General features: G+C 70.5%; 20 protein-coding genes. 6 read left to right on the top strand and 14 right to left on the bottom strand.

Features of this window, described 5'->3' with window-relative positions:
• Positions 1-32 precede the first annotated feature (32 nt).
• The gene (argF, locus tag CES90_RS08080; protein ID WP_189780560.1) at positions 33-1,040 is read left to right on the top strand and encodes an ornithine carbamoyltransferase; all 1,008 of its coding nucleotides are present in this window, start codon (positions 33-35) and stop codon (positions 1,038-1,040) included.
• Between the two features lie 93 nt (positions 1,041-1,133).
• On the opposite strand, the gene CES90_RS08075 is transcribed toward argF, so the two are convergent.
• A complete protein-coding gene (locus CES90_RS08075; protein ID WP_229913547.1) occupies positions 1,134-1,589 on the bottom strand; it encodes an ATP-binding protein in 456 nt (151 codons plus the stop codon).
• A 267-nt stretch (positions 1,590-1,856) separates the two neighbouring features.
• On the opposite strand from CES90_RS08075, the gene CES90_RS08070 reads away from it, so the two are divergent.
• Together CES90_RS08070 and CES90_RS08065 are read left to right on the top strand one after the other, a co-directional pair.
• Positions 1,857-2,684 (top strand): enoyl-CoA hydratase family protein, encoded by an 828-nt coding sequence (locus CES90_RS08070; protein ID WP_189780558.1) that lies wholly within the window; start codon positions 1,857-1,859, stop codon positions 2,682-2,684.
• On the top strand, positions 2,684-5,113 hold the full coding sequence (locus CES90_RS08065) for a bifunctional salicylyl-CoA 5-hydroxylase/oxidoreductase (RefSeq protein WP_229913546.1): 2,430 nt from the start codon (positions 2,684-2,686) through the stop codon (positions 5,111-5,113). Before CES90_RS08070 ends, CES90_RS08065 begins: the two co-directional genes overlap by 1 nt.
• Positions 5,114-5,334: 221 nt before the next feature.
• Here the strand turns inward: CES90_RS08065 and CES90_RS08060 are convergent, their stop codons facing one another.
• The 8 genes from CES90_RS08060 to CES90_RS08025 form a co-directional block, all read right to left on the bottom strand.
• Positions 5,335-6,561: a sulfate adenylyltransferase subunit 1 gene (locus CES90_RS08060; RefSeq protein ID WP_189780557.1), complete on the bottom strand. Its 1,227-nt coding sequence runs from the start codon at positions 6,559-6,561 to the stop codon at positions 5,335-5,337.
• Positions 6,562-6,563: 2 nt separating this feature from the next.
• On the bottom strand, positions 6,564-7,466 hold the full coding sequence (gene cysD / locus CES90_RS08055) for a sulfate adenylyltransferase subunit CysD (protein ID WP_189780556.1): 903 nt from the start codon (positions 7,464-7,466) through the stop codon (positions 6,564-6,566).
• Complete coding sequence (cysC, locus tag CES90_RS08050) at positions 7,463-8,017, bottom strand: adenylyl-sulfate kinase (RefSeq protein ID WP_189780555.1); 555 nt, start codon at positions 8,015-8,017, stop codon at positions 7,463-7,465. Before cysC ends, cysD begins: the two co-directional genes overlap by 4 nt.
• Positions 8,014-9,255 carry a glycosyltransferase family 4 protein gene (locus tag CES90_RS08045; protein WP_189780554.1) on the bottom strand — a complete coding sequence of 414 codons (1,242 nt, stop codon included), beginning with the start codon at positions 9,253-9,255 and terminating at the stop codon, positions 8,014-8,016. Before CES90_RS08045 ends, cysC begins: the two co-directional genes overlap by 4 nt.
• The gene (locus tag CES90_RS08040) at positions 9,252-9,671 is read right to left on the bottom strand and encodes a hypothetical protein (RefSeq protein ID WP_229913545.1); all 420 of its coding nucleotides are present in this window, start codon (positions 9,669-9,671) and stop codon (positions 9,252-9,254) included. Before CES90_RS08040 ends, CES90_RS08045 begins: the two co-directional genes overlap by 4 nt.
• Positions 9,668-10,579 (bottom strand): sulfotransferase family protein, encoded by a 912-nt coding sequence (locus tag CES90_RS08035; protein WP_189780552.1) that lies wholly within the window; start codon positions 10,577-10,579, stop codon positions 9,668-9,670. The genes CES90_RS08040 and CES90_RS08035 overlap by 4 nt, the downstream gene beginning before the upstream one ends.
• 84 nt (positions 10,580-10,663) lie before the next feature.
• Positions 10,664-11,542: a PaaX family transcriptional regulator gene (locus tag CES90_RS08030; protein WP_189780551.1), complete on the bottom strand. Its 879-nt coding sequence runs from the start codon at positions 11,540-11,542 to the stop codon at positions 10,664-10,666.
• Positions 11,543-11,557: 15 nt separating this feature from the next.
• On the bottom strand, positions 11,558-13,165 hold the full coding sequence (locus tag CES90_RS08025) for an AMP-binding protein (protein WP_189780550.1): 1,608 nt from the start codon (positions 13,163-13,165) through the stop codon (positions 11,558-11,560).
• Between the two features lie 164 nt (positions 13,166-13,329).
• Here CES90_RS08025 and CES90_RS08020 point away from each other — a divergent pair, with 164 nt between their 5' ends.
• Together CES90_RS08020 and CES90_RS08015 are read left to right on the top strand one after the other, a co-directional pair.
• A complete protein-coding gene (locus tag CES90_RS08020; RefSeq protein WP_189780549.1) occupies positions 13,330-14,469 on the top strand; it encodes an acyl-CoA dehydrogenase family protein in 1,140 nt (379 codons plus the stop codon).
• A complete protein-coding gene (locus CES90_RS08015) occupies positions 14,466-14,864 on the top strand; it encodes a RidA family protein (protein ID WP_189780548.1) in 399 nt (132 codons plus the stop codon). Before CES90_RS08020 ends, CES90_RS08015 begins: the two co-directional genes overlap by 4 nt.
• Positions 14,865-14,877: 13 nt before the next feature.
• Here the strand turns inward: CES90_RS08015 and CES90_RS08010 are convergent, their stop codons facing one another.
• The 5 genes from CES90_RS08010 to CES90_RS07990 all read right to left on the bottom strand — a co-directional run bounded on the left by CES90_RS08010 (position 14,878) and on the right by CES90_RS07990 (position 18,522).
• The gene (locus CES90_RS08010) at positions 14,878-15,066 is read right to left on the bottom strand and encodes a DUF5999 family protein (RefSeq protein ID WP_149827891.1); all 189 of its coding nucleotides are present in this window, start codon (positions 15,064-15,066) and stop codon (positions 14,878-14,880) included.
• 233 nt (positions 15,067-15,299) lie between these two features.
• Positions 15,300-16,118 carry a carbonic anhydrase gene (locus CES90_RS08005; RefSeq protein ID WP_189780547.1) on the bottom strand — a complete coding sequence of 273 codons (819 nt, stop codon included), beginning with the start codon at positions 16,116-16,118 and terminating at the stop codon, positions 15,300-15,302.
• 188 nt (positions 16,119-16,306) lie between these two features.
• Entirely contained in the window at positions 16,307-16,669 is a 363-nt protein-coding gene (locus CES90_RS49390) for a helix-turn-helix domain-containing protein (RefSeq protein WP_229913544.1), read from the bottom strand.
• Positions 16,670-17,090: 421 nt separating this feature from the next.
• Positions 17,091-17,795 carry a class F sortase gene (locus tag CES90_RS07995; RefSeq protein ID WP_189780545.1) on the bottom strand — a complete coding sequence of 235 codons (705 nt, stop codon included), beginning with the start codon at positions 17,793-17,795 and terminating at the stop codon, positions 17,091-17,093.
• 121 nt (positions 17,796-17,916) lie between these two features.
• Positions 17,917-18,522, bottom strand: coding sequence for a hypothetical protein (locus CES90_RS07990; RefSeq protein WP_189780544.1), 606 nt, complete (start codon positions 18,520-18,522; stop codon positions 17,917-17,919).
• Positions 18,523-18,776: 254 nt separating this feature from the next.
• Between CES90_RS07990 and CES90_RS07985 the strand changes: the two genes are divergently transcribed.
• Positions 18,777-19,001, top strand: coding sequence for a heavy-metal-associated domain-containing protein (locus CES90_RS07985; protein WP_189780543.1), 225 nt, complete (start codon positions 18,777-18,779; stop codon positions 18,999-19,001).
• The last annotated feature ends 15 nt before the right edge of the window (positions 19,002-19,016 follow it).

Here is a 19,016-nt window from a genome sequence, read left to right as displayed (position 1 = left end):
CTCTGAAGCCCCTGAACCCTGGAGTGCCTCCCATGGCGACTGTCCCCCACGCCCTCGCCGGGCGCCACTTCCTCAAGGAACTGGACTTCACCGCGGAGGAGTTCCGGGGCCTGATCGACCTGGCCGTCGAACTGAAGGCGGCCAAGAAGGCCGGCACGGAGACGCGGTACCTGCGCGGCAAGAACATCGCGCTGATCTTCGAGAAGACCTCGACGCGCACGCGGTGCGCGTTCGAGGTCGCCGCGGCGGACCAGGGCGCCTCGACGACGTACCTCGACCCGTCCGGTTCGCAGATGGGTCACAAGGAGTCGGTACGGGACACCGCGCGCGTCCTCGGGCGGATGTTCGACGCGATCGAGTACCGCGGGGACAGCCAGGCGAACGTCGAGGAACTCGCCGCGTACGCCGGTGTGCCGGTCTACAACGGCCTCACCGACGACTGGCACCCCACCCAGATGCTCGCCGACGTGATGACCATGACCGAGCACTGCGACAAGCCGCTCGACGAGATGGTCTTCGCCTACCTCGGCGACGCCCGCTTCAACATGGGCAACTCGTACCTCGTCACCGGCGCGCTCCTCGGCATGGACGTCCGTATCGTCGCCCCGCAGGCCTACTGGCCCGCCGAGGAGATCGTCACCCACGCGCGCAAGCTCGCCGAGATCAGCGGCGCGCGGATCACGCTCACCGAGCACATCCACGAGGGTGTTCAGGGCGCGGACTTCGTGGCCACCGACGTCTGGGTCTCCATGGGTGAGCCCAAGGAGGTCTGGGACGAGCGCATAGGCGCGCTCTCCCCCTACGCCGTCACCATGGACGTCCTGAACGCCACCGGTAACTCCGACGTCAAGTTCCTCCACTGCCTCCCGGCCTTCCACGACCTCGGCACCAAGGTCGGCCGCGAGATCCACGACCTCCACGGCCGCGACTCCCTGGAGGTCACCGACGAGGTCTTCGAATCCCCCCACTCGGTGGTCTTCGACGAGGCCGAGAACCGCCTCCACACGATCAAGGCGGTCCTGGTGGCGACCCTGGCCTGAGGTGATTGTCGCGCCACACGCCGCGCGACTTCGGCCTCCCTGTCGGTCAGGGGTTCCGTCGGGCCCGTTGCAGGACCGCGGAAAACAGCGGACCTACTCGGCGGGGCGGCGCTGGGGCGGGACCGTGGGGAGGCGGAACCAGACAGCCTTGCCCGAGTCGGTGGGACGGTGGCCGCAGGACGAGCTGAGGGCGCGGATGAGGAGCAGGCCGCGCCCGTGCTCCTGCCATGGGTCCGGTTCGGCGCACCCCACCCCGGCGAGATCGCCCGGCGGCGCCGGATCCGGATCGTGGACCTCCACCTTGCATCCACCCGGCAGCAGCTCCACCACCAGCTCTATCGGCCCGTCCCCCACGGCATGCTCGACCGCGTTCGCCACCAACTCCGCCGTGAGCAGCTCCGCCGTGTCGCAGTCGGACCCATGCTCCAGATCGGTGAGCGCAGTACGGACCAGCGCACGGGCCATGGGCACAGCCGCGGCGGTCTGCGGCAGCGCGATGCGCCAGGAGGAGGGGGCGGAGGGTTCTTGCAAGGCGGTGGATCCGTTCATGGCGCAGGTCATGGTCGTCCTGCTTTCAGCTTTAGGAATGGTACGCGGGCCATCGGCCCCGCTGTCAGGCGGTCTACCCAGCCCAACGCTCGGCCGACCACGACCGCACCCGCCGTTACGGGCCTGTAGAACGCCCGTGACCGAGTCACGTGACCGACAACGGCCTATCGCGCACTCATGACGACAGTCAGATATAGGTGATAGCTTCATGGGGTAGGGAAGTAGCCGCAGCGCCGCGGCAGGTAGCCCCCGAGGAGGCCGCCCGTCATGAGTCCCTTCACCGGCTCCGCCACCCGCACCCCCGACTGGCAACACCTGAGGTGCGCGATCACCGACGGCGTCGCCACCGTCACCCTCACCCGCCCCGAGAAGCTGAACGCCCTCACCTTCGGCGCCTACGCCGACCTGCGCGACCTGCTCGCCGAACTGTCCCGGGAGAAATCCGTACGGGCACTGGTGCTGGCCGGCGAGGGCCGCGGCTTCTGCTCCGGCGGCGACGTCGACGAGATCATCGGCGCCACCCTCGCGATGGACACCTCCCAGCTGCTCGACTTCAACCGGATGACGGGGCAGGTCGTACGGGCCGTACGGGAGTGCCCGTTCCCGGTGATCGCCGCCGTGCACGGCGTGGCGGCGGGTGCCGGCGCGGTCCTCGCCCTGGCCGCCGACTTCCGTGTCGCGGACCCGACCGCCCGCTTCTCGTTCCTCTTCACCCGCGTAGGCCTCTCCGGCGGCGACATGGGCGCCGCCTACCTCCTGCCCCGAGTAGTCGGCCTCGGCCACGCCACCCGCCTCCTCATGCTCGGCGAGCCGGTCCGCGCCCCCGAGGCCGAACGCATCGGCCTGATCAGCCAGCTCACGGACGAGGGCAGCGCCGACGAGGCCGCCCAGGCATTGGCCCGCCGCCTGGCGGAGGGCCCGGCGCTGGCGTACGCCCAGACGAAGGCCTTGCTGACGGCAGAGCTGGACATGCCGCTCGCGGCAGCGGTGGAACTGGACGCGGCGACCCAGGCCCTCCTCATGAACGGCGAGGACTACGCGGAATTCCACGCGGCATTCAAGGAAAAGCGCCCCCCGAAGTGGCAGGGCCGCTGATGCCAACCCCAGCGATACAGCCAACCCCAGCAGCAAACTCAGGGGCGCGGGGAACTGCGCGGCCAGCCCCTACCAACCCGCAGCCGCCCGCGACGACCAGCCACCCCCACCGCATCGCCATCATCGGCGGCGGCCCCGGCGGCCTCTACGCCGCCGCCCTCCTCAAACGCCTCGACCCCACCCGCGAAATCACCGTCTGGGAACGCAACGCCCCGGACGACACCTTCGGCTTCGGAGTAGTCCTCTCCGACGAAACCCTCGGCGGCATAGAACACGCAGACCCGACCGTCTACGAGGCCCTCCAACACGACTTCATCCGCTGGGACGACATAGACATCGTCCACAGAAACACCCGTCACACCTCCGGAGGACACGGCTTCGCGGCCCTGGGCCGCCGCAGACTCCTCCAGATCCTTCACGAACGCTGCCACGCACTCGGCGTGGAACTGCGGTTCCGCACGGAGGCCCCGTACCCGGAATGGCTCTGCGAGACATACGACCTGGTCATCGCGGCGGACGGCGTGCACAGCGGCACGCGCGCGGCGTACGCGGAGGTGTTCCGGCCGTCCGTCGAGGAACACCGCTGCCGTTACATCTGGCTGGCCGCGGACTTCGCCTTCGAGGCGTTCCGTTTCGAGATCGCCGAGACCGAACACGGCGTGATGCAACTGCACGGCTACCCGTACGCCCGCCCGTCACCCGACCACCACCCCTCAACGAGGCCCTCCGGGCCACATGATCAATTCGGCGCGTCCACCGTCATCGTCGAGATGCGCGAAGAGGTCTGGCGGTCCGCCGGCTTCGCGGAACTCGACGCCGCCGAGTCGATCGACCGCTGCGCCAAGCTCTTCGCGGACGCGCTCGGCGGACGCCCCCTGCGCTCCAACAACAGCACCTGGACCACCTTCCGCACGGTCGTCAACGAACGCTGGTCGCACGGCAATCTGGTACTGCTCGGCGACGCCGCGCACACCGCGCACTTCTCCATCGGCTCCGGCACGAAGCTCGCCGTCGAGGACGCGCTGGCGCTGGCCGCCTGTCTGGAGGAACAGCCCGATCTGGAACGGGTGTTGGCGGCGTACGAGGAGGAGAGGCGCCCCGTCGTCGCCTCCACCCAGCGGGCGGCGCGGGCCAGCCTGGAGTGGTTCGAGAACATCGGGCTCCATCTCTCCCAGCCCACCCGGCAGTTCGCGTTCAACCTCCTCACCCGCAGCCGCCGCGTCACCCACGACAACCTCCGCCTGCGCGACCCGCACTTCACCGGCGCCGTGGAGCGCGAGTTCGGCTGCCCGCCCGGTACGCCCCCGATGTTCACCCCGTTCCGGCTGCGCGGCCTGACCCTGCGCAACCGGGTCGTCGTATCGCCGATGGACATGTACTCGGCGGCCGACGGCGTCCCCGGCGACTTCCACCTCGTCCACCTGGGCGCCCGGGCCCTCGGCGGCGCCGGGCTGGTGATGACCGAGATGGTGTGCGTGAGCCCGGAGGGGCGGATCACTCCGGGCTGCGCCGGACTCTGGAACTCCCGGCAGGCCGACGCCTGGCGCCGCATCGTGTCGTTCGCGCACACCCAGGCGCCGGGTACGGCGATCGGTGTCCAGCTGGGTCACTCCGGCCGCAAGGGTTCCACCAAGCGGATGTGGGAGGGCATCGACGACCCCCTGGACGAGGGCAACTGGCCCCTGGTGGCGGCCTCCCCGGTCCCGTACAAGCCGGGCAGTCAGACCCCTCGCGAACTCTCCCGCGCCCAACTGACCGACATCCGCGAGCAGTTCGCCTCGGCGGCCGCCCGTGCCGCCCGCAGCGGTTTCGACCTTCTCGAACTCCACTGCGCGCACGGCTACTTGCTCTCCGGTTTCCTCTCCCCCCTGACCAACCACCGCACCGACCGCTACGGCGGCTCCCTCGACGGCCGGCTCCGCTTCCCTCTCGAAGTCTTCGACGCGATACGGGCCGTATGGCCCGAGGAACGCCCCATGACGGTCCGTATCTCCGCCACCGACTGGGCGGACGGCGGTACGACAGCCGAGGACGCGGTGGCGATCGCCCGCGCGTTCGCGGCCCACGGCGCGGACGCGATCGACGTGTCAACCGGCCAGGTGGTAGCCGACGAGCACCCGGCTTTCGGCCGCTCCTACCAAACCCCGTTCGCCGACCGAATCCGCCACGAGGCCGACGTCCCCGTGATAGCCGTGGGCGCCATCTCCTCCTGGGACGACGTGAACTCCTTGATCCTGGCCGGCCGCACCGACCTCTGCGCCCTGGCCCGCCCCCACCTCTACGACCCCCACTGGACCCTCCACGCAGCAGCCGAGCAGGGCTACGAAGGGCCGGGCGTCACCTGGCCCGCCCCGTACCGCGCGGGCAGCCGCCGCCCCAACACGGGCCGCGCCGACGCCCCGAAACCGCGACTGACACTGTCCCAGTAGCGCCCAGTAGCTCGGGTGGACCCGTCGTATGGCGGCTGCGGCTCGGATGTGGTTGATCGCGCAGTTCCCCGCGCCCCTGGAGAAGCGGGACCCAGCTGCCACAGCTCACATAGCTGCGCCCACCCGTGCCGCTGGGGCGGTACGGGTGGGCGCAGCGGCACCTCGTAGCGCCGAGTTGTGCGCCCACCCCCGCCCAGCTCCAGCACCGGGCGCCCCACCTGCTACGTCAGCTCAACCATCCCCGCCGTAAGCGTCGCCCCATCCGCCGGGTCCACCAGAATGAACGCCCCGGTCCGCCGCACCTCCGCGTAGTCGTCCAACGCCAACGGCTCCGCCGTACGCAGTACAACCCGCCCCAGATCGTTCGTGGCCAAGGAGCCGGCTCCGCCGAGGTCACGCACGATCGCCTTCACCGTACGAGTGGTGTGCCGGAGCAGGACGCGATCACCGACCCGCAACGGCCGTTCCGCGAGGTGGCAGACGGCTGCCCGCACGTCCTGGGTGAGCGTCGGCCCGTCAGCCCCGGCCGTGATCATGTCCCCACGGGCCACATCCCGCTGATCCGCCAGCCGCACCGTGATCGACTGCGGTGCGAACGCCACCTCCGCCGCCTCGCCCAGCACATCGATCCCGACGATCTCGGAGGTCTCACCGGACGGATGGACGGTCACCCGGTCACCGACCCGCAGCGCCCCGGACACCAACTGCCCCGCGTAGTGGCGCTCATCGCCGTGCCGGATCACATACTGCACGGGCAAGCGGGCCGGCGCGTCCGCCGCCTCGACCCCCACCGGCACGGTCTCCAGGTACTCCAGCAGCGCGGGCCCGTCATACCAGTCCATGTGCGCGGACCGCTCGACGACGTTGTCACCCACCAGCGCGGAGACCGGAATCGGCGTGAAGCCGGGCAGCCCCAACTCCTCCGCGTGCCGGCCGAAGTCCTCGACGATCCGCAGGAACTCCTTCTCCTCGTACCCGACGAGGTCCATCTTGTTGACGGCGAGGACCACGTGCGGCACACGCAGCAGCGCGGCCACCGCCGCGTGCCGCAGCGTCTGCTCGACGACACCGTTGCGGGCGTCGACGAGGATGATGGCCAGCTCGGCGGTGGAGGCACCTGTCACCATGTTGCGGGTGTACTGCACATGGCCGGGCGTGTCGGCGAGGATGAACCGGCGGCGCGGGGTCGCGAAGTAGCGGTACGCCACATCGATGGTGATGCCCTGCTCCCGCTCGGCCCGCAGCCCGTCGGTCAGCAGCGCGAGGTCGGGCGCGTCCTGGCCCCGGTTGGCGGACGCCCGCTCCACGGCCTCCAGCTGGTCCGCGAGGACCGACTTGGAGTCGTGCAGCAGCCGCCCCACGAGCGTGGACTTGCCGTCGTCGACCGACCCGGCCGTGGCGAACCGCAGCGTGTCGATGGTGGTCATGCCCATCGTGGTCATGCTCATGCTTAGAAGTACCCCTCGCGCTTACGGTCTTCCATCGCGGCCTCGGACAGCTTGTCGTCGGCGCGGGTCGCGCCCCGCTCGGTGAGCCGGGACGCGGCGATCTCGGCGATGACCTGGTCCAATGTCACAGCGTCCGAGTCGACGGCGCCCGTGCAGGACATGTCACCCACGGTCCGGTACCGCACCTGCCGCTTCTCGACCGCCTCGTTCTCGCGCGGCCCGCCCCACTCACCGGCGGTCAGCCACATCCCGCCCCGCATGAACACCTCGCGGTGGTGGGCGAAGTAGATCTCCGGCAGCTCGATGCCCTCCCGGGCGATGTACTGCCAGACGTCCAGCTCGGTCCAGTTGGACAGCGGAAACACACGCACATGCTCCCCAGGCGCGTGCCTTCCGTTGTACAGCTGCCACAGCTCGGGCCGCTGCCGGCGCGGGTCCCACTGCGAGAACTCGTCCCGCAGCGAGAACACCCGCTCCTTGGCGCGGGCCTTCTCCTCGTCCCGACGGCCACCACCGAAGACGGCGTCGAAGCGCTCCGACTGGATCTTCTCCGTCAGCGGGACGGTCTGCAGCGGGTTCCGGGTGCCGTCCGGCCGCTCGCGCAGCACACCGCGGTCGATGTAGTCCTGCACGGACGCCACATGCAGCCGCAGACCGTGCTCGGCCACCGTACGGTCGCGGTACTCCAGCACCTCCGGGAAGTTGTGCCCGGTGTCCACATGCAGCAGCGAGAACGGGATCGCCGCCGGGGCGAACGCCTTCAGCGCCAGGTGCAGCATGACGATGGAGTCCTTGCCGCCGGAGAAGAGGATCACCGGCCGCTCGAACTCGCCCGCCACCTCGCGGAAGATGTGGACCGCCTCGGACTCCAGGGCGTCCAGATGAGACAGGGTGTGGACGGTCATACGAGCAGACCCCGTTCCGCCAGCAGGGCGTACACGGACGCCGCCGACTCCTCGGGGGTCTGGTCCTGCGTGGCGAGGACCAGCGCCGGGTCGGCCGGCGGCTCGTACGGGTCGTCGACACCGGTCAGGCCCTTGAGCTGGCCGGCGGCCTGACGGGCGTACAGGCCCTTGACGTCGCGCTCGCTGCACACGTCGACCGGGGTGGCGACATGGACCTCGACGTACGGTGTGCCGCTCGCGTCGTGCCGCTTGCGGACGGCCTCGCGGCTGTCGGCGTAGGGGGCGATGACGGGAACGACGGCGAGGACGCCGTTGCGGGCGAGGACCTCGGCGACCAGGCCGATGCGCTGCACGTTGGTGTTGCGGTCCTCGCGGGAGAAGCCGAGGCCCGCGGAGAGGAAGCGGCGGATCTCGTCACCGTCGAGGACCTCCACACGGTGTCCCTCGGACCGCAGCCGGCCGGCGAGGATGCGGGCGATCGTCGTCTTGCCCGCGCTCGGCAGGCCGGTGAGCCATACGGTGGCTCCTTGGCCCTTGGGCGAGGTGGTCATGCGTGTGTTCCTTTCGCGGAGCCGGCCACGGCGGCGCTGCCGTGCCGTTGCTCGTGGAGGTCGGTGAACAGGGCTTCCCAGCGCGGGTGAACGGCGTCCGGGCCGTATGAGGCGGCCGTGAGCACCGCGGCCACCCCCATGTCGGCGCGCATCGCCTCGTCGGCCATGAGCTTCGCCATGGCGTCGGCCAGCGCGTCGGGGTCCTCCGGTGCCACCAGCAGACCGTCGACGCCGTGCGTCAGCACGTCCGCCGGACCGGTCGGGCAGTCGAAGCTCACCACCGGAAGGGAGTGGCTCATCGCCTCGATCATCACCATCGGAAGTCCCTCGAACCGTGAGCTGAGCACGTAGAAGGACGCCTTGGCGAGTTCGTCGTCCAGGCGGTCGGTGTGCCCCATGAGGAGAACGTGATTGTAGAGATGGTGGACGTCGATCAGGTTACGAAGTTCCGACTTCTTCTCGCCGCTGCCGTAAATCCTCAACTGCCATTCGGGGAACGACTCGACGAGCTTCGCCCAGGCCGGGATCAGCATGTCGAAGCCCTTCTGCGGGAAGAGCCGCCCGGCGGCCACCGCGATCTTCGACGCGGGGTCGGCGGCGACCTGGTCGAGGGAGTGCACGGCGTTCGGGATGCGGATGACCTTGGTCCCGGGGAGCAGTTCGGCGTACTCCTCGCGGTCGCGCTCGGTGAGCACGGCGACGGCGGCGAAGCGCGGGTAGGTCTCCTGGATGCGCTTCTGTACGTCCTTGCGGTGCGTGCCGAGGTTCATGTGCTCCTGGGCGACGCGGATCACGCCGTTGGTGGCGTGCTCGGCGGAGAGGAAGTTCAGCGCCGGGCGGGTCGTCACCAGGATGCCGCTGGTCAACGACCGCAGATACGCGATGAGCCGGTCCTCGACGTACCGGTTGAAGTGGCGGTAGGCGAACTCGCCCTTCGGGATGTGCTGCGCGGGCGCCTGAAGCAGCTCGTCGCGCTTGCGTTCGCGCCAGCGGGCGACGAGCCCGGACGGCGGGGTGTGGGCGCCCTCGCGCAGGTCCACGACCGTGGAGACCTGAACGCGGTCGTCGAGCGGGAACTGGATGTCGTCGCGGCGGCGCACCGCGCTGACGATCTCCACGCTCCAGCCCGCCGCCACCAGGGAGTTGGCCTGGTTCATCACCGTGCGGATGGTGCCGCCGCGGCCGTAGGCGTGCAGCAGCAGGTAGCGCACGTGGGGCAGGGAACGACGGTCGGTCATGCGGAGCCTCCCGTACGGCACTCCAGAGACAGGTTGTCCTTGATCGTGTAGTAGGGGCGCACCCCGAGGTTCCCGACGTGCTGCTCCGGATACACGAAGATCTTCTTCTTGCCGCGGATGTCGTCGAGATGCTTTCCGGCGCGCAGTTCGACGGTGCCGTCGCTGAGGTGGATGTCCCACTCCTCCACGGGGGCGTAGTCGGGTGCCGCGAGGTCGGCGACGGGCAATTCGCTCTCGAAGCGGTCGTCCTTCAGGTCGGCGGCGTAGCGCAGCCGCCGGTCGGGGTGGGCGCGACGGGTGAGGACCAACTCCCAGGAACCGGCGGTGTCACGGGCGGGCAGCCCGTGGATACGGCCGACGAGTCTTATACGGCCGTCGCGCGGCCACACCTCGGCTATCTCTGCGTGCGCCTTCACTCGCTGTAGCCCCACGCCTGGCACATAGGCCGGAGAATCTCCGGGATGTCGTCCTCGGTGGGCAGCGCGCGCCCGGACTGCACCTGACCGGTCTTGATCTTGTCGCGCCAGTCGCCGAGGCCCTTGACGACCTGGGCGTCGTCCTTCTTGCCGTAGTCGAGCATCGTCGGCTCGAAGTCGAGGTCGAGGAACTCGCACAGCCGCCGCATCTCCTGCTCCGGGTCGGCGGTGATGTCCTCGTAGCGGACGGTATGCCCGGTGAGTCCCTTGCGGGCCTTGTCGACGGCCTTCATGTAGCGCAGCGCGTCGGCGGCGGCCTCGTCGTAGGTGCGCTTGTCGGGGTCGCCCTCGTGCCAGGACTGGGCGATGGAGACGGGGTGGCGCAGCAGGAAGACGAAGCGGGCGTCGGGCCAGCAGTCCCGGATGCGCTCGTGGACGAAGGCGTTGCTCGGGGTCTTCTCGACGATGAAGTCCTTGCCCGATTTGACCAGTTCGCGGTGCATGACCCGGTCCCAGAGCAGATGCTCCAGGTCGCCGCGCTCCAGGTCGAGAGCGCTCATCGCCTTCTGGGACAGCTTGCTGCCGTAGCCGACCTCGAGCCTGCGTATGTGCAGCTCATGTGGAGAGTGCAGCCGCGAGTGCGCGTTCATCAGCATCCGCAGCAGGGTGGAGCCTGAGCGCACGGGAGACATGATGAAGACCGGCTGCCTCAGCAGTCGGTCGGTCGCGAGTTCCTCGGGAGCCGGACATCGGTACACCGTCGTGGGCTTCTTGGTGGCCGGCTTGGGCGCCGCGGCCTTGGGGTTCGCCGACTTGGCCGGGGTGGCCGGGGTGGCCGGGGTGGCCTTGCGGACCTGAAGGCCGGTGGTGGCGGTGAGTGCCCGGTTCAAGTTGCGCATGAGACTCATGCGTCAGGATGGTAAGTAAGGATTCTGGGAAGATTGAAGGAGAAGCCTGAGGGTTCCCTAAGTGAACAGAATCGTTACAGAACTTTACGGTTCGGTGTCACCCTCGGTGTCTGATCCACTGCTCTCGCCACTCCCTGTGCCCTTCACGGTCTCCACTCCCGCGAACCTCGCCCCCGCGTCCCGCAGCCGCGCGTGCAGCGCCCGGAAGACGGCCGCCGAGCGCACCCCCGGCCAGTCCGCCGGCAGCAGTTCGGCGGGCAGCCCGGGATCGGCGTACGGCAGCTGGCGCCAGGAGTCCAGGGCCAGCAGATAGTCGCGGTACGCCTCCTCGGGCGGGGTGTCGGCGCGGCGCTGCCAGCTGTGCAGAACGGGCGCGTGCCGGTCGAGGAACGCCTCGTGCTGCTTGGCGATCCCGGCCAGGTCCCACCACCGCGACACCGCCTCGGCGGTCGCCGCGAACCCCAGGTGCTCACCCCGGAACAGGTCCACGTAAGGGTCGAGCCGCAGCCGGATGAGGGTGTGCCGGGTCTCCTCGTACAGCCGGGCGGGCGCGATCCACACCCCGGGCGCCGCCGTGCCGAAGCCGAGTCCGGCGAGCCGGGAGCGCAGCACGTGTCGCTTCTGCCGCTCCGACTCCGGTACGGAGAACACGGCCAGCGTCCAGCCCTCGTCCCGCTCCGGCGCCGCCGCGTAGATCCGCCGGTCGCCGTCCTCGAGGAGCTGCCGCGCGTCCTCCGACAGCGCGTACCCGGCCGCGCCGGCCGCCGTACGGGCGGGGAGCAGCAGCCCCCGGCGTTTGAGCCGGGACACCGACGAGCGAACGGAGGGCGCGTCGACACCCACCGCGGCGAGCAGCCGGATCAGCTCGGAGACGGGCACGGGTCCCGGCACCGAACGCCCGTAGGCGCCGTAGAAGGTGACGATGAGCGAACGTGGTGCGTGCTGTTCGGACACGTTGATCATTTTAGGTCTTCGGCATCACTGCTGGTCACCAGGTGTGCGTAGGCGGAACCGCTGAAGTTTTCCGGTCGCGGTGCGCGGCAACGCGTCCACGAACACGATCTCGCGCGGACACTTGTACGGCGCGAGCTCCGACTTGAGGAACGTACGCAGCGTTTTGCCGTCCCGGACCGCCCCCGCCGTGACGACCACGTGGGCGACGACGGCCTGACCGCGTGCCTCGTCCGGCCGTCCCACCACTGCCGCCTCGACCACGTCCGGATGACGTAACAGGGCCTCCTCGACCTCCGGGCCCGCGATGTTGTACCCGGCCGAGATGATCATGTCGTCGGCGCGCGCGACATACCGGAAGTACCCGTCCGGCTCGCGGACATACGTGTCACCCGTGACGTTCCAGCCGCCCCGCACGTACTCCCGCTGCCGTGGATCCGCCAGATAGCGGCATCCCACCGGACCGCGCACGGCGAGCAGCCCGTGCTGCCCGTCGGGCACCGGCTCCCCGTCGGCGTCCTGCACGCGCGCGTGCCATCCCGGTACGGGAACGCCCGTCGTCCCCGGCCTGATGTCGTCGTCGGCGGCGGAGATGAAGATGTGCAGCAGCTCGGTCGCGCCGATGCCGTTGATGATCCGCAGCCCCGTGCGCTCGTGCCAGGCCCGCCAGGTCGCGGCCGGCAGGTTCTCGCCCGCCGACACGCACCGCCGGAGCGACGACACGTCGTGCCCGCCCTCCCCGTTCAGCTCGCCGAGCATCGCCCGGTACGCCGTCGGCGCCGTGAACAGCACCGACACCCCGTGCGCGGCGATCGCCGGCAGCAGCTGCTTCGGGCCCGCCTGTTCGAGCAGCAGGGCGCTGGCCCCGGCCCGCATCGGGAAGACGACGAGACCGCCGAGCCCGAAGGTGAAGCCCAGCGGGGGAGACCCGGCGAAGACGTCGTCCACGCGCGGCGCGAGGACGTGCTTCGAGAAGGTGTCCGCGATCGCCAGCACATCCCGGTGGAAGTGCACGCACCCCTTGGGCCGCCCGGTCGTCCCCGAGGTGAACGCGATCAGCGCCACGTCGTCGGCCGCCGTGGCGACCGCCTCGTACGGCCCCTCGCTCACCGTCCGCCGGAGCAGATCGCCGGGCCCGTCCCCGCCGTACGTGGTGATCCTGAGCCCCGGAACCTCCGCCTTCACCAGGTCGTCCACGGACCGTACGTCGCACAGCGCGTGCGACACCCGCGCCAGCTCGCACACCGTGGCCAGCTCGTACGGCCGCTGCTGCGCGAGCACCGTCACCGCGACCGCCCCCGCCTTGAGCACCGCCAGCCAGCACGCGGCCAGCCAGGGCGTGGTGGGCCCCCGCAGCAGCACCCGGTTGCCGGGGACGACACCCAGGTCCGTCGTGAGCGTGTGGGCGATGCGGTCGACCCGGGCACCGAGTTCGCCGTACGTCCAGGTGTCTCCGGCGGGGGTGTGGAAGACCGGCCGCTCGGGGCCGGCTCCGGCGAGCAGCTCGGCGGCGGCGTTCAGCCGGTCCGGGTAGCGCAGTTCGGGGAGGTCGAAGGTGAGCTCGGGCCACTGGTCGGGAGGCGGGAGATGGTCCCGGACGAAGGTGTCGACATGGGCGGTGACCCTGGAGTTCATGACGTTCGCCCCCTGCTGTGGTCCCGGTGGTGGTGGGCTCGCATGTCGTGGTGGGCTCGCATGCCTGGGTTGGCTCGCTCAGCGAGCGTATCGCCTTGGTGACGGCAGTCAACAGTTCGCGATAACCTCGGAAGCGGCCCAATGGGGGGGAGAGGGGACCGGCAATGACCGCATTCTCGCTCGAACCGGCACAACTCGCCTGGTGTGCCGAACTGCGCGCCCTGGCCGCCGAACGCCTGCGCCCGCTCGCCGAGAAGGGCGAGCCCGGCCATGTCAACCGCCCCCTGGTCGCCGAGCTGGGCCGACTGGGCCTGCTCTCCCGCCTGTTCACCTCGGGGGCGCTCGACCTCTGTCTGATGCGCGAGTCACTGGCTTGCGTCTGCACGGAGGCCGAGACCGCGCTCGCCCTCCAGGGCCTGGGCGCCCACCCGGTCCACGCCCACGGCACCGCGGCCCAGCGCGCCCGCTGGCTCCCCCGGGTGAGCGAGGGCGACGCCGTCGCGGCCTTCGCGCTCAGCGAGCCGGGAGCGGGCTCGGACGCGGCGGCGCTGGAGCTGCGCGCGGAACCCGACGGCACCGGCCGCTGGCGCCTCACCGGTGAGAAGTGCTGGATCTCCAACGCCCCCGAGGCCGACCTCTACACCGTCTTCGCCCGCACCACCCCGGGCGCGGGCGCCCGTGGCGTCACCGCCTTCCTGGTCCCGGCCGACCGCCCCGGCCTCACCGGTACCCCCCTCGACATGCTCTCCCCGCACCCCATCGGCGCTCTCGGCTTCGATGCCGTACCCGTCACTGCCGACGACGTCCTCGGCGAACCCGACCGCGGCTTCCGCGTCGCCATGGGCACCCTCAACCTGTTCCGCCCGAGCGTCGGCGCCTTCGCGGTCGGCATGGCGCGGGCGGCGCTGGACGCGACGATCGCGCATACGGGCCAACGCGAGGCGTTCGGCGGTAAGTTGAGGGACCTTCAGACGGTCGCCCACCAAGTGGCCGAGATGGCCATGCGCACGGAGGCCGCCCGCCTCATGGTCTACGCGGCGGCGACGGCGTACGACTCGGGCGCGCCGGACGTACCGGGGCGGGCCGCGATGGCGAAGCTGCTTGCCACGGAGACCGCGCAGTACGTCGTCGACGCGGCCGTACAGCTGCATGGTGCGCGGGCGTTGCGGCGCGGCCATCTGCTCGAACACCTCTACCGGGAGGTGCGGGCGCCGCGCATCTACGAGGGGGCGAGCGAGGTCCAACGGGCCATCGTCGCGAAGGAGTTGTACGCGCGGCACACGCAGGAGGTGCCGTCCGCATGAGCACCGAGCGCGTCAACCCGGCCGAACTGTCGCCGCCCACCGGCTTCTCGCACGCGGTGGTCGCCACCGGCACCCGGGTCGTCTTCCTGGCGGGCCAGACCGCGCTCGACGGGGACGGCAAGGTCGTGGGCGAGACGCTGGAGGAGCAGTTCGAGCGGGCGCTCGGCAATCTGCTGACCGCCCTGGAGGCCGCCGGAGGCACACCGTCCGACCTCGTCCGCGTCACGGTCTACGCCACGGATGTTGCCGACTACCGCTTCCGGGCGCCTCAACTCGGCCGTATCTGGCGGAGGTTGGCGGGCCGGGACTATCCCGCGATGGCCGTGATCGGCGTCGTACGACTCTGGGACGAGCAGGCCCTCGTGGAACTCGACGGCTTCGCGGTCCTGCCGTAGCGCCGGGCCGGGATCAGGCGGCGACGGCGAGGCGGCTCGGCGCGACGATGCTGCCGTCGGGAAGGATCTCACCGGTGTCGTCGAAGACGATCGCCCCGTTGCACAGCAGGTTCCAGCCCTGCTCGGGGTGGAAGGCGACGATGTGCGCGGCGTCGCGGGCGGGGCTGTCGTACGAAGGGCACTGGGGCTGGTGGGAACACATGGCGCACCTCCACGTCGTTGTGAGTGCCGGCGGCGAGTCACCGCCTCGCACTACAGACGATGCCCGCCCCCGGAACTCCCCGACAAGCCGTATCGGCGAGACGTGACAGCACCCGGACGTGTTGTGACAGGACGCGGACACAACCGCGTCAAGGTCTGCCCGCCGGTGGTGCGAGACGGCCCCGGTGAGTGCCCACCGGGGCCGCCTCTCCCTTGCAAGGGGCCAGGAGGTGCCTACTTGAGCAGGTGCACGCGCTGGGTCGTCAGGTCGTAGCGGGCGCCGACGATGGCCACCTCGCCCGCCTTCACCTTGGCGGCGAGGTCGGGCTCGGCCGCGAGCTTGGAGCGGACGAGCCGGACGTTCGCGTCGATGGTCGCGGCGACCCGGGCGTCGCCCTCCACGCTGTGATCGATCACCGGCTTGATCGCGTCGGCGATGTACTGGATGTGGGCGGGCAGTTCCTCACCCGTCTGGTCCGCCGAGACGGCTGCCTTCACGGCACCGCAGGACTGGTGACCCAGCACCACGACCAGCGGGATGTCCAGTTCGAGGACGCCGTACGCGACGCTGCCGAGCACGGCCTCGTCGAGGACCTCGCCCGCGCTGCGCACGGTCATCAGGTCGCCGAGGCCCTGGTCGAAGACCAGCTCCGGGGGGACGCGGGAGTCGATGCAGCCGAGGATGAGGGCGAAGGGCTGCTGACCGGTCGTCAGGGCCTTGCGGACCGCGGCGTCCTCATGGGGGTGCTGCTGGTGCAGGGTGCGCCAGCGGCGGTTGCCCCTCGACAGCTCTGTCAGCGCCTCGTCGGGCGTGCTCGGCCGGGTGCGGGTGGCGGCCGGGGCGGAGGGGGTGGCGCGCGTCGTCCGCGTGACGGGCTCGGCGTCGGCCGGGAAAGTGCCGATCGCGATGCCGCCGCCGAGGACGGCGGTGCCGGCCAGCGCGGCGCGCAGGAGCGAGCGCCGCCCACGGGGCTTCGTGTGGGATATCGGGGCGTCGGCGGGGGCGGTCGCCTGGGAGCCGTCGCCCTTGTCTGGTGCTACGTCAGAGTTCACGGAGAGGAACGTACGTCCGGGCTAAACGCTCAAACGTTCAAGTTGCGGAATCTTGGATGAGCGTGGAGGAATCATGGCCGGTCCTTGAATGGTTCTTGGCCACCCGAGGGAGAGTTTTTGGCCAGCCGGACCCTCGCTGTTCTCCTTATGCGTTGGAACGCTTTCCGCCCCCGCGTCCAGCCACGTTGTCAGCGCCCACCACCAGTGAAGGGTCGTCGGCGTCCCGGACGGGTCGTCGGGCGAGCCGTCGGTGAGGAGGTGCCGGTGAGCTGCTGGAGCCGGCCCAGGCGGTAGCGGACGGTGTTCGCGTGCGTGAACAGCACTGTCGCCGTCCGTCCGTCCGGCCGGCGGCCGCTGTCGAGGAACGCCAGGGCGGTCCGGGCGAGCTCACGATGGAAGTCGTCCCGCGGATCCAGTCCGCCGAGGAAACGGTCACTCAGGGCCGCGCCCCACACGGACTGGCCCGCCGGCGCGAGCTCCCCGGCCAGATCGGTGAGCTCGCGCAGCCCGCGCAACCCCCGCCGGCCGCCGACTCCAGCCCGCGCACGCACAGCCGGTACGGCAACCGCAGCCGCTCCGGCGCGGCGGCAGGCGACGCGACGACCAGACCGACGCCCGCCCCGTCGATCTCCGCCGGCTCCCGACCGCTGGGCAGCCGTGGACACAGCCCCACCGGCCGGTCGTCGACCATGCCGCAGATGACCCCGGGCACCACGGAGGGCCGACCGGGGAGCGCGCGGGCGTGAACGGGACCGCGCCCAGGCTCTCGCCCGGCCAACGTGGCGTCCCCGGCTCGGCGGCGCGGCACCCATTGACGACATGCCGCTCCACGGCGTCGCGGTACTCCTTCAGCCGCAGTACGACGGTGAGCAGCGCGGCGTCGGACACCCCGGCGGAGCGGCAGCGCTCGACGGTGCTCGACGCCCCAGGTGTGCTTCGGCGGCGGAGGCCACCGGGTCCTGAGCGCGCGGCTCAGGCCAGATGCCCGAAGACCACCAGGTTCTCGGTGTAGTCCTTGGCCGTGCGGTCGTAGGCGCCCGCACAGGTGATGAGGCGGATCTCGGCCTCAGCGGTGTCGGCGTAGACGCGCTCATCGGGAAAGTCGTCCTTCGCGAACGTCTCCGCGTCGTCGACCACGAACGTCGCCCTGCGGCCATCGGCTCGCACGACGTGGAAGACGTCGCCCTTCTCCAGCTCGCTCAGCCCCGCGAAGACGGCCGGAGACGTCGCCGTGTCGACATGCCCGGCGACGATCGCGGTGCCCGTCTCCCCAGGGGAGGCTCCGCCGGCGTGCCAGCCGACGAGGTTGACGTTGTCGGCGGGCGGCGCTTCCAGTTCACCGGAGCGGCCGATCTCCAGAGGGATGAACGGGGCGCTGACGCGGATCTTCGGGATGAGCAGCCGGACCGGCCGCGACCGCGGCAGATGCCTTCCCGCCGGGCGCGCGCCGGCCGAGGCGGCGGCCGAGGCCTCGGCGGACGCGTGATCGGCCTGTGGGGCGTGCCGGGCGTGCGGCGGGCGTGCGCCGTCGGACGAAGAGCCCTCACCCCCGAACAGGCTCACCACCAGGACCAGCAGGGCCACGGCGCACAGCACGGTCAGATTCAGACTCGTACGGGACTCACGGCGGTCCGGCACCGGGTCGATGCCGCCGGGGGAAGAGGGACCGGCTGCCATCGGGTACACCACCTCACAAAGGGCGTAAAGGGTAGAAGGAGGCGCGCCGGCCGGGCCGCCACACGACGCTTGGTGTGGCGGCCGCGGCCGCTATCGCGCCGGGTATCGCGGAGGGCATGGCTCAGGCCACGTTTCCGGCCGTCTTCCTGCGACGCAGCGCGTACATGCCGGTGCCGGCGACGGCGAGGACGGCCAGCCCGCCCGCGGTCACGGCCGGAGAGGCGAGCGCGCCGCCACCCGTGTGCACGCCACCGCGCGGCTTGCCGTGCTCGTCCTTCCAGTACTCCTTGTCGTGCTTGTAGTGGTCGTCCTTCCAGGAGCCCTTCTCGTGGTCGCCCTTGTACGACTCCTTGCCGTGGTCGCTGTACGAGTCGTTCTCCTTGTAACCGCCGCCCTCGTGCTTACCGTGGTGGTCGCTCTCGTAGGAGTCCTTGCCGTGCTCGCGCTCCTTGTAGGTGTCCTCCTTGGTGTGGTGTCCGGAGTTCCACTCCTCCTCGTTGGGGACCGTGGTCAGGGCGCCGCCACCTGCGTGAACGCCGCCACGGGGGTGGCCGTCGTGCTTGTCCTTCTTGTCGTGCTCCTTGCTGTGGTGCTCCTTCTTGTCGTGCTCCTTGCCGTAACCGTTGTCCTCGTGCTTCCACTCGTCCCCGGCGTAGGCGCCGGGGGCGGTGATGGCGAGGACGGCCGTGGCCGCCGCCGCAGCGAAGATCATGCGAGCAGAACGCATCTGATGGTCCTTCCGCCACGGCCGGGCAGCTTCCTTTTCGTCAGCTGACGTGACCCGGCCCTGACGTGATCCACCGTCAGCCGGTTTCCGCCCCACCACCACTCAAGGCGCTCAGCCGGGTGAACGGTCCCTGCGCCGAGGTCGTCGGGCGGGGGCGTTGAACGCGGCGCGGCCTCCGGCCGTACCCCGTGCCAGGCGGCCCACCAGCCTCGACGGCTCAATCACCGGGCCGACAGAGGACAGGAGCATCCGTCATGGCCGAGAAGTTCTTCACCGTGTCCGGCATGACCTGCGGCCACTGCGCCGCGAGCGTCACTGAGGAGGTAGTGGCCGTAACGGGCGTCACCGAGGTCGACGTCGACGTCCGCTCGGGCCTGGTGACCGTACGCGGGGACTCGGTCGACGACATCGTCGTACGAGCGGCGATCACCGACGCCGGCTACGAGGTCGCGGAAATCGTGCGCCTGGCAGCGGCCTGAACGGAACGGCTCAAA

This window comes from Streptomyces capitiformicae (assembly GCF_002214185.1).
Lineage (GTDB): Bacteria > Actinomycetota > Actinomycetes > Streptomycetales > Streptomycetaceae > Streptomyces > Streptomyces capitiformicae.
The sequence above is the reverse complement of the archived record's forward strand: the minus strand, read 5'-3'. Positions and strand labels throughout refer to the sequence as shown.

What these genes read in the sequence shown, in the direction of transcription:
- argF (WP_189780560.1), top strand. Translation starts at nt 33, where the DNA reads ATGGCGACTGTCCCCCACGCCCTCGCCGGGCGCCACTTCCTCAAGGAA.
- cysD (WP_189780556.1), bottom strand. Translation starts at nt 7,466, where the DNA reads ATGACCGTCCACACCCTGTCTCATCTGGACGCCCTGGAGTCCGAGGCG.
- CES90_RS08025 (WP_189780550.1), bottom strand. Translation starts at nt 13,165, where the DNA reads ATGAACTCCAGGGTCACCGCCCATGTCGACACCTTCGTCCGGGACCAT.
- CES90_RS08015 (WP_189780548.1), top strand. Translation starts at nt 14,466, where the DNA reads ATGAGCACCGAGCGCGTCAACCCGGCCGAACTGTCGCCGCCCACCGGC.
- CES90_RS08020 (WP_189780549.1), top strand. Translation starts at nt 13,330, where the DNA reads ATGACCGCATTCTCGCTCGAACCGGCACAACTCGCCTGGTGTGCCGAA.
- cysC (WP_189780555.1), bottom strand. Translation starts at nt 8,017, where the DNA reads ATGACCACCTCGCCCAAGGGCCAAGGAGCCACCGTATGGCTCACCGGC.
- CES90_RS08045 (WP_189780554.1), bottom strand. Translation starts at nt 9,255, where the DNA reads ATGACCGACCGTCGTTCCCTGCCCCACGTGCGCTACCTGCTGCTGCAC.
- CES90_RS08070 (WP_189780558.1), top strand. Translation starts at nt 1,857, where the DNA reads ATGAGTCCCTTCACCGGCTCCGCCACCCGCACCCCCGACTGGCAACAC.
- CES90_RS08060 (WP_189780557.1), bottom strand. Translation starts at nt 6,561, where the DNA reads ATGAGCATGACCACGATGGGCATGACCACCATCGACACGCTGCGGTTC.
- CES90_RS08075 (WP_229913547.1), bottom strand. Translation starts at nt 1,589, where the DNA reads ATGAACGGATCCACCGCCTTGCAAGAACCCTCCGCCCCCTCCTCCTGG.
- CES90_RS08065 (WP_229913546.1), top strand. Translation starts at nt 2,684, where the DNA reads ATGCCAACCCCAGCGATACAGCCAACCCCAGCAGCAAACTCAGGGGCG.
- CES90_RS07990 (WP_189780544.1), bottom strand. Translation starts at nt 18,522, where the DNA reads ATGCGTTCTGCTCGCATGATCTTCGCTGCGGCGGCGGCCACGGCCGTC.
- CES90_RS08035 (WP_189780552.1), bottom strand. Translation starts at nt 10,579, where the DNA reads ATGAGTCTCATGCGCAACTTGAACCGGGCACTCACCGCCACCACCGGC.
- CES90_RS08030 (WP_189780551.1), bottom strand. Translation starts at nt 11,542, where the DNA reads ATGATCAACGTGTCCGAACAGCACGCACCACGTTCGCTCATCGTCACC.
- CES90_RS07995 (WP_189780545.1), bottom strand. Translation starts at nt 17,795, where the DNA reads ATGGCAGCCGGTCCCTCTTCCCCCGGCGGCATCGACCCGGTGCCGGAC.
- CES90_RS08010 (WP_149827891.1), bottom strand. Translation starts at nt 15,066, where the DNA reads ATGTGTTCCCACCAGCCCCAGTGCCCTTCGTACGACAGCCCCGCCCGC.
- CES90_RS07985 (WP_189780543.1), top strand. Translation starts at nt 18,777, where the DNA reads ATGGCCGAGAAGTTCTTCACCGTGTCCGGCATGACCTGCGGCCACTGC.